General features: G+C 28.9%; 10 protein-coding genes. 5 read left to right on the top strand and 5 right to left on the bottom strand.

Annotated elements, in window-relative coordinates:
- Positions 1-173 precede the first annotated feature (173 nt).
- The gene (locus tag CW731_RS15490) at positions 174-572 is read left to right on the top strand and encodes a thioesterase family protein (protein ID WP_100947576.1); all 399 of its coding nucleotides are present in this window, start codon (positions 174-176) and stop codon (positions 570-572) included.
- A 146-nt stretch (positions 573-718) separates the two neighbouring features.
- Here CW731_RS15490 and CW731_RS15485 read toward each other — a convergent pair whose 3' ends face one another.
- From CW731_RS15485 to CW731_RS15465, 5 genes are all read right to left on the bottom strand, one after another.
- The gene (locus CW731_RS15485) at positions 719-1,324 is read right to left on the bottom strand and encodes a YigZ family protein (protein ID WP_100947575.1); all 606 of its coding nucleotides are present in this window, start codon (positions 1,322-1,324) and stop codon (positions 719-721) included.
- A gap of 151 nt (positions 1,325-1,475) precedes the next feature.
- Positions 1,476-2,336, bottom strand: a complete 861-nt coding sequence (locus CW731_RS15480) for an EamA family transporter (protein ID WP_100947574.1) — start codon at positions 2,334-2,336, stop codon at positions 1,476-1,478.
- Between the two features lies 1 nt (position 2,337).
- On the bottom strand, positions 2,338-2,943 hold the full coding sequence (locus CW731_RS15475; protein WP_100947573.1) for an HAD-IA family hydrolase: 606 nt from the start codon (positions 2,941-2,943) through the stop codon (positions 2,338-2,340).
- Positions 2,936-3,958 carry a bifunctional diaminohydroxyphosphoribosylaminopyrimidine deaminase/5-amino-6-(5-phosphoribosylamino)uracil reductase RibD gene (gene ribD / locus CW731_RS15470; RefSeq protein ID WP_100947572.1) on the bottom strand — a complete coding sequence of 341 codons (1,023 nt, stop codon included), beginning with the start codon at positions 3,956-3,958 and terminating at the stop codon, positions 2,936-2,938. Before ribD ends, CW731_RS15475 begins: the two co-directional genes overlap by 8 nt.
- Positions 3,959-3,979: 21 nt before the next feature.
- The gene (locus tag CW731_RS15465; protein WP_100947571.1) at positions 3,980-4,444 is read right to left on the bottom strand and encodes an LEA type 2 family protein; all 465 of its coding nucleotides are present in this window, start codon (positions 4,442-4,444) and stop codon (positions 3,980-3,982) included.
- Positions 4,445-4,495: 51 nt separating this feature from the next.
- Between CW731_RS15465 and CW731_RS15460 the strand changes: the two genes are divergently transcribed.
- The 4 genes from CW731_RS15460 (at position 4,496) to CW731_RS15445 (ending at position 8,319) form a co-directional block, all read left to right on the top strand.
- Positions 4,496-4,987: a GNAT family N-acetyltransferase gene (locus CW731_RS15460; RefSeq protein WP_100947570.1), complete on the top strand. Its 492-nt coding sequence runs from the start codon at positions 4,496-4,498 to the stop codon at positions 4,985-4,987.
- A gap of 10 nt (positions 4,988-4,997) precedes the next feature.
- Positions 4,998-6,419: a cardiolipin synthase gene (gene cls / locus CW731_RS15455; protein WP_232734690.1), complete on the top strand. Its 1,422-nt coding sequence runs from the start codon at positions 4,998-5,000 to the stop codon at positions 6,417-6,419.
- Between the two features lie 5 nt (positions 6,420-6,424).
- A complete protein-coding gene (gene prmC, locus CW731_RS15450; protein ID WP_100947568.1) occupies positions 6,425-7,291 on the top strand; it encodes a peptide chain release factor N(5)-glutamine methyltransferase in 867 nt (288 codons plus the stop codon).
- A gap of 65 nt (positions 7,292-7,356) precedes the next feature.
- Positions 7,357-8,319 (top strand): ornithine cyclodeaminase family protein, encoded by a 963-nt coding sequence (locus CW731_RS15445; RefSeq protein WP_100947567.1) that lies wholly within the window; start codon positions 7,357-7,359, stop codon positions 8,317-8,319.
- Positions 8,320-8,333: the final 14 nt, after the last annotated feature.

The following is an 8,333-nucleotide window of genomic DNA, read 5'->3' as shown; positions in this document are numbered from 1 at the left end:
TTGTTGTTGTGGGTACTTTATAGAGTTATTAAATATGGTAAAAAAAGAGAATTTAACCTGCTTTTTTAGGTTATACAAAAGTGTGAATAAAATTCAGTATAAAAAAATCAATTTGCTATTGATTATTAACTATTTTTTGCGTAAAATGCTGAAATAAATTTTATCTATATTAATTGAAAAAATCATCAACAAAAACTAGAATTAGATACTCTGAAACCGACCAAATGGGCGTTGTTTATCACGGCAACTACGCTCAATTTTTCGAATTAGGAAGAACAGAATGGTTGCGTTCTTTAGGTGTCACTTACAAAGATATGGAATTGAGTGGAATAATGCTTCCTGTAATTTCGATACGTTTTAATTTTATAAAATCTGCGTTATATGACGACGTTTTAACCATACATACTTTCTTAAAAAAGAAACCAATGGTAAAGATTGAATTTGATTATGAAATCAAAAATCAGAAAGATGAATTGATTTGTACCGGAAATTCTGTTTTGGCTTTTATGAATTCTAAAACGATGAAACCAACTCGTTGTCCTGATTACTTATTAGAAAGTTTAGGCTTTTAGAGAAGAAATATAAAATTTTGATAAAACCTTTTTATTTCCCTAAAGAATAAATCAATTTATATTTTTTGATATCAAAATAGCTGTAATTCGTTTTTCTTGATTGTAAACCCATATTTTAAAACCTTTAACAAAAAGAATTCAAATTACTACTCCAAAACCTTCACTTCAACCTTATACAAGTTATCAAAAATTGTAAAAATTGAATCGGCATCATTTTTTCTTACAGAAATGATATATTGACAATCCATTTCTAACTTCTGACTCACAATATCTATATTTTTCTCTTTGACAATTCTCATTACAGGATTCATCAAATCGTAATTAAAAATCAGTTTATACTGAACGTTAATAGTCTTTTCTAAAATATCAGAAGCTTCTAATGCCATTTGAGCAGAAGTTTTATATGCTGAAATTAGTCCGCCAACACCTAATTTTGTTCCTCCAAAATACCGAACAGATACAATTAAAATATTGGTTACTTCAAAAGACTGAATTTGACCATAAATTGGCATTCCTGCAGAATTATTTGGCTCACCATCATCATTAGCTCTAAATCTAGTTTTCTCAATTCCTAATTGATATGCATAACAAAAATGACGTGCAGCATGGTGTTTTTTACGAAGTTCTTCTATACACTCTTTTACATCATCTTCAGATAAAACAGGAAAAGTGTATCCAAAAAACTTACTTCCTTTTTCTTTAAAAAGAGTTTCTTCAGATGGTTTTTCTATTGTTTTATAAACGTCTTCCATTTTTTACTTTGAATACTATTAAATAATTTTTATCAATTTAAAATTCTCATTAAAAACCGAGCACATAGATACATAGAAAATATAGATTTATAAAGCTTTGAAACAAATAGAATTATAAGTGCAGCTTTATAAAATAATTTTAAATACGTATTTAAGCAATCGTAACCAATACAATTCCTAAGATAGCCAATGCAACGCCTATTTTATTTTTTATGCTAAATTTCTCCTTAAATAAGAACAAACCAACCAAAGTTGATGCAATAACAATTGCTACATTATTAATAGTAAACAGCGTCGAGCTTTCAAAAGCATTGTTTTGTAAAGCCTTAATTATAAAGATGATTGAATAGTAATTTGGAACTCCTAGAATGATACCTGCAATGATGTTTTTAAGTCCGAAAGGCGTTCTTTTTTTTATCGATTTCATTACTAAAATTATAAAACCAAAAATGGCAGCAATACCAAATAAACTACCTGAAAATATAGAAACATCTTCGTCTGCAACATGATTTACTTGTACATATTTTATAAGTGTATCAATCGTTCCAGATCCTAAAAACAATAGAATGGGAAATAGTAAATTCCCTTTTTTCTCTGATTTATCTTCTTTTACAGAAGCTAAATACACAGCTACTAAAGCGATTATAATTCCTGAAATTTTTAAGAAAGTAACCGATTCATTATATAAAATGATGCCAAATAAAACAGGAATAACTACAGACATTTTTCCTGCAATTGAAGCTACGGAAACTCCGTTTTGTTGAGACGTCATTGCCATCACAAAAAATATTCCAATAAACAAAGCCCCTAGAACTAAAGCACTAGAAAACCAAGGTTCTAAATAAATTTCTGAAATAGGTATTTGCCTTTCTGCTAACAAAAAACCCATAGAAAAAGCGACTATATAGTTTATAAAAATAGCTTTTAAAACATCTATTTTATAAATACCGAAATATTTAAAAATAACAAATAAACCTGTAGAAAACAGTATACTTAAAAGAAGGAAAATCAAATTATAGTTGGTTTTTAGTAAACAGTTCTAAAACATCATCTTTTCCAGGTATTAAATGCCAAACCTGAATTCCTAAAGACTTAGCAGCTTCTGTATTTTCTTTTGTATCGTCTATAAAAAGTGTTTCTTCTGCAATTAAGTTATTGCTTTTTAAAACAAATTCATAAATATTGTTGTTTGGTTTTCTAAAATTCACCTCATGTGACAAATAAAACTGCTCGAAACAGACTTTAAAAGCATCAAACAGCTCCATTCCCCAATCGTTTTTTATCCAAGAAATGTGCAAATCATTCGTATTACTTAATAAAAAAAGTCGGTATTTTTTACTTTCTGCTAAGTCTTGAATAAATTTTAAACGTTTTTCTGGAAAATCTAACAAAATAGAATTCCATGCTGCTATTAATTTTTCTGAAGGAATATTTAGTTTACCTTCAAAAAAAATTATAAAATCTTTTGTAGAAACCAGTCCTTTTTCATATTCATGTAAAATAGGTAGCATTTCTTCAGACTCTTGAAAAACACCTAATTTCTGCAATTCTTCTGCAAATCGTTTTTTGTCTAAGTTGATAAAAATATCTCCAAAATCGAAAACAATGTTTTTAATCATTTTTGTATGTTTTTAAAACATCATTCTCGATGTTTTCTTGCGTAAATTTCTTTTTAATTTTTGGAGACTTTGTTCCGTCTCTAAAATTATTTTCTCCTACAAAAACTAGGGCTTCATCCCATAAATTTTCATCAATAAAAGTTTGTAATGTTTGTGTACCTCCTTCTACAATTAAAGATTGAATATTATTTTTATAAAGAACTGAACAAATTTGTGACGCAACTTTTTTAGAAAAATCAATTTCTTCAAAAATTAAATTTTCTCTTGATTCTTTATTCTTATTTTTTTTATCTGTTAAAACAATTGTCTTTACAGTTCCGTCTAAAATATTTGCATTTTTAGGAATTCGTAAAGTACGATCTAAAGCAATTCTAATAGGGTTTTCTCCAAACCAACTTCGAACATTCAATTTAGGATTATCTACCAAAACAGTATGTGTGCCTACTAAAATCGCATGCTCTTTGCTTCGTAATTTATGTACTAGTTGTTGCGAATATTTGTTAGAGATAAAAACAGGTTTGTTTTCATTTTTTGATTTTGGTGCAACAAATCCGTCTTTGGTTTCTGCCCATTTTAAAATTATATACGGACGCTTTTTTTCTTGAACCGTAAAAAAACGTTTGTGATGTGTTCTGCATTCATCTTCTAAAACACCAACTACTACTTGAATTTTTGCCTTTATTAAACGTTCAATTCCTTTACCAGCAACCAAACTATTAGAATCTAGACAACCAATTACCACTTGTTTTAATTGGTGTTTTACAATTAAATCTGCACAAGGTGGTGTTTTACCAAAGTGACTACAAGGCTCTAGTGTAACGTAAATAGTTGCTTTTTTTAATAGCGCTTTATTTTTTACAGAATTAATTGCATTTACCTCTGCATGATTCCCACCAAAAGGCGACGTAAAACCTTCTCCTATAATTTTATTTTGATGCACAATAACAGCGCCAACCGAAGGATTCGGACGCGTTGTTCCTAATCCGTTTTTAGCAATCTGCAAGCAACGTTTTATGTAAAATTCGTTATTGATATCTTAAATTTTAAATTTTATTTCCTGTGTTTTATCAATTAAAAAATCTCTTTTAAAACCAAAAACAATATATTCTAAATTCCCCTTAATTTGAATTTTTACTTTATTGGTAATCAAAGAATTTAGCAAACTTCCTAAAGCTCCTTTTTTATTTGAATTTAAAATGTTTTTTGTGGGAATGTACGCAATTAAAGGAATCGAAAATTCATTTCTTGCAGGCACTTTAAATTCATCTGAAAAAACTTGTGCTACTTCTGCCCCATTTACTAGTATTTTTATGTCATCTGTAGTAATTTTACCACCAACATCATTCGGGTTTTCAAAAAAAGCATCTGCTTTTAACTTTATCGTATCAGATTCAAAACTTAGTACCTTCACATTATCTACCTTAATAAAAATAGGCTCTTTTTGAACAGAACAACTCGATATTAATAAAACTAAAACCGAAAAAAATAATGTGTTTTTCATCAAAAAAAATTAAAATTTAGGTAACTTGCTCCTGCAAAAATACGGTAATAAATGACAAGCGAAAATTTTATTATAAGAGAAATAAAGTCCACAGATAATATAGAACTCTCTAAAGTAATTAGAAGTGTAATTTTAGAAATGGGTGCACCTAAAACAGGAACAGCTTATGAAGATAAGGCTACAGACCTTATGTTTGAAACCTACCAAAAAGAAAAAGTTGCCTATTTTGTGGTTGAACATAATAACAAAGTTATTGGTGGTGCAGGAATTGCCAAATTAGACAACTGCGAAGCGAATATTTGTGAACTTCAAAAAATGTATTTCTTACCAATTGCAAGAGGAAAAGGCTTAGGAACAAGTTTAATTTCTAAATGTTTAGAAAAAGCAAAAGAGTTTGGTTTTGAAAACTGCTACCTAGAAACCATGCCATACATGGAGGCTGCTAGAAAATTATACAAAAAAAATGGTTTCGTTAATTTAGACAAACCAATGGGAAATACAGGTCATTATTCTTGTAACGTTTGGATGCTTAAAAAAATTTAAAACCAATATTTTGTCATACTACATCCTTTTAATACTACATTTTATTTTATTCAGTTGGGCATTTTACAATATCTTGTATTTTGGTATTAAGCCTTCAAAATCTTTGAGTTGGATTCTTATTACACTGTTTTTTCCTTTTTTAGGTGTTATTGCATATGCGATTTTTGGTATTAACAGAAGAAAATTAAAATTTCTAGAACTAAAAGAAGCCAAGCGCAGGAAAAATTATATTAAAAAATCTTTCGAGACAATAAATAATAATCATTCAGAAAAATTAACTTCTATAAAAGCTAAAAAAATATCAGACCTTATTTTTAGAACCACTAATATTCCTTTAGATGAGGGAAATAATATTAAGCTTTTAAAAAATGGTAAAGAGGCTTTTAATGCAATTATAGAGGCCATTAAAAAAGCAGAAAACTTTATTCACCTTCAATATTACATATTTGAAGATGGCAAGGTTTTAAACAGCATTATTGATGAAATAGAGAAAAAGAGAAAAGAAAATGTAAGCGTTAGAATTTTATATGATGGGTTTGGAAGTTCTTCTCTAAAAAAATCTACAAAAGAAAAATTGAAAAAGATGGGTGCAGAAATTTACCCGGAAACACCATGGGAATATGGGAAGTTTCTTTTTTCTTTAAATCATAGAAACCATAGAAAAGTATGTGTTATTGATAATAAAATTGGCTTTACTGGTGGTGTAAATATTTCTGACCAATATATAGATGATGAATTTCTAGGCATTTGGCAAGACACGCATTTACAAATTGAAGGTTGTGCAGTAACCAGTTTACACAAATCTTTTTTAAAAGACTTTTATTACGCCACAGAACAAGATTTAAGTGAAGATGAAAGATTTACCAAATCATTTTCTTGCGAAGGGAAATCGAGATTGCAAATTGTTTCTGGCGGGCCAGATTATGAGCAATCGATAGTTATGCAACAATATTTAAGCTTAATTAATTCTGCAGAAAAAAGTATTTGTGTTCTAAATCCTTATTTTATACCAACCTTTTCTATTTTAGAAGCATTTAAGATGGCTGCTTTAAGTGGAATAAATGTTACCTTATTATTGCCTAAAGTAGGAGATTCCAAAATGGCAAAATATAGCATGTATTCTTATTTTGAAGATTTAATTAAAGCTGGAGTTACGATTTATTTACGGGACGATTTTTCGCATTCTAAAGTTATTTTTATTGATGATGAAATCTCATCTGTTGGTTCAACTAATTTTGATTGTAGAAGTTTTGAGCACAATTATGAATTAAATGCTTTAATTTTTGATGAGGATATTACACTAGAATTAAGAAAAGAATTTGATGAACGCGTAGCAAAAGCATCTAAAATAAGGTTTGAAGAGTTTAGAAAAAGAAGCTTCAAACAGAAAACATTAGAGCGTTTAGCACGTTTCTTAAGTCCGTTATTATAAAAATTATGACTCTTAAAGATTTTAAAAATTATTTTTCAGAAGCACTTTCAGAAACCTATCCAAAAACAGAGATCGACAGCTTTTTCTTTATTTTAATGGAAGAAAAACTGAATCTACAAAGAATTGATACGGTTCTAAAACCAGATTTTTTAATTACTGATAAAAATTTAACAGACTTAAAAAACATTCTTAAAAGATTACAAAAAGAAGAGCCAATACAGTATATCTTAGGAAATACAGAATTTTACGGTTTGCCTTTTATAGTTAACAGAAATACCTTAATTCCGAGAGCAGAAACCGAAGAATTGGTTGAATGGATTCTTTTAGAAACATCAGAATTAAGAACCAAAAATGAAGATAAAACACTCACTATTTTAGATATTGGTACAGGAACAGGCTGCATTCCTATTTCTTTGGCAAAAAACTTACATAATGTAAAAATTTCTGCTATTGATATTTCTTCGGAAGCTTTAAAAATTGCGAAACAAAATGCCCTTTTAAATAAAATTGAAGTTGATTTTATTGAAATGAATATTTTAGAAGTAAATAAATTACCTCAACAATTTGACATTATCGTTTCTAATCCTCCTTATGTTAGAGAATTAGAAAAAGTAGCAATTAGAAAGAATGTACTCGAAAATGAACCTCATTTGGCATTATTTGTAACTGATGAAAATCCGTTATTATTCTACAATAAAATAGCAGATTTAGCAAAACAACAGCTATCTAAAAATGGATTGTTATTTTTTGAAATCAATCAATATTTAGGAAAAGAAACGGTTGCAATGCTCAGAGAAAAAGGATTTATCAATATTGAATTAAAAAATGACCTATTCGGAAATGACCGAATGATAAAGTGCGAATTGGTTTAATTTGTTTCAAAGAATAAAAAATAGAATTTCTATCTAATACACGTAACATATAAAAAAATTAAAAGATGAATCCACTTGTTCAAATCGACACTCAATTTATTGAAAAAAACACTGTTTTTACAGAATTAGTTCAAAAATTACAAGAAAACTTCTCTGATAAAAATGTGATCGTTCCAATGAGACACCATCACGATTTTCCAAACCCTACAACAAATACAGACTCTACATTATTATTAATGCCCGCCTGGAATTCTGGAAAAGATGCAGGTGTAAAAGTAGTAACCGTAAGTCCAGAAAACAGTCAATTTAATTTACCATCAATTAATGGTACCTATATTTATTTTGACGCCATTAACGGAACTTTAAAAGCCATTTTAGACGCAAAAAGTCTAACTGTAAAACGCACAGCCGCAGCTTCTGCCTTAGCTTCTTCTTTCTTATCTAGAAAAGACGCAAATTCTCTATTAATGATTGGTACTGGCGCATTGTCTACAAACCTTATTAAAGCGCACGCTTCCGTTAGACCGATTAAAAATGTTTTTATTTGGGGAAGAAATTATAAAAAAGCACAAGCTATTTGTGAGGAGTTATCTAATGAAAGCTTTACAATTACTGCGATTAAAACTATTGAAGAAAAAATTTCTGAAGTAGCCATTATTTCCTCTGCTACCTTAACTAAAACACCTTTAATCTTAGGCACCTATTTAAAACCAGGACAACATGTAGATTTGGTTGGTTCCTATAAGACAGATACAAGAGAAGCTGATAATGAAACGATTTTAAAAGGAACTGTTTTTGTAGACACGTATCAAGGTGGATTAAAAGAAAGTGGAGATATTGTAATTCCGTTAAAAGAAGGAATTCTTAAAGAAACCGACATAAAAGCTGATTTATTCGAACTTTGTTCCAACACCAAAAAAGGAAGATTAAATGCGAAAGAAATCACCGTTTTTAAATCTGTGGGACATGCTCTAGAAGATTTAACTGCTGCAAATTATTACTATCATAAATTTATAGAAACAACCTAACCAATAAAAATATA

Origin of the sequence: Polaribacter sp. ALD11 (genome assembly GCF_002831685.1) — a bacterium.
Lineage (GTDB): Bacteria > Bacteroidota > Bacteroidia > Flavobacteriales > Flavobacteriaceae > Polaribacter.
Note: the sequence above shows the minus strand (reverse complement) of the source record. Positions and strands in the feature narration are given on the sequence as shown.

Bases quoted from the DNA above. Each gene is read 5' to 3' on its own strand.
- CW731_RS15485 (WP_100947575.1), bottom strand. From the start codon at position 1,324: ATGGAAGACGTTTATAAAACAATAGAAAAACCATCTGAAGAAACTCTT.
- CW731_RS15475 (WP_100947573.1), bottom strand. From the start codon at position 2,943: ATGATTAAAAACATTGTTTTCGATTTTGGAGATATTTTTATCAACTTA.
- CW731_RS15465 (WP_100947571.1), bottom strand. From the start codon at position 4,444: ATGAAAAACACATTATTTTTTTCGGTTTTAGTTTTATTAATATCGAGT.
- CW731_RS15460 (WP_100947570.1), top strand. From the start codon at position 4,496: ATGACAAGCGAAAATTTTATTATAAGAGAAATAAAGTCCACAGATAAT.
- prmC (WP_100947568.1), top strand. From the start codon at position 6,425: ATGACTCTTAAAGATTTTAAAAATTATTTTTCAGAAGCACTTTCAGAA.
- CW731_RS15445 (WP_100947567.1), top strand. From the start codon at position 7,357: ATGAATCCACTTGTTCAAATCGACACTCAATTTATTGAAAAAAACACT.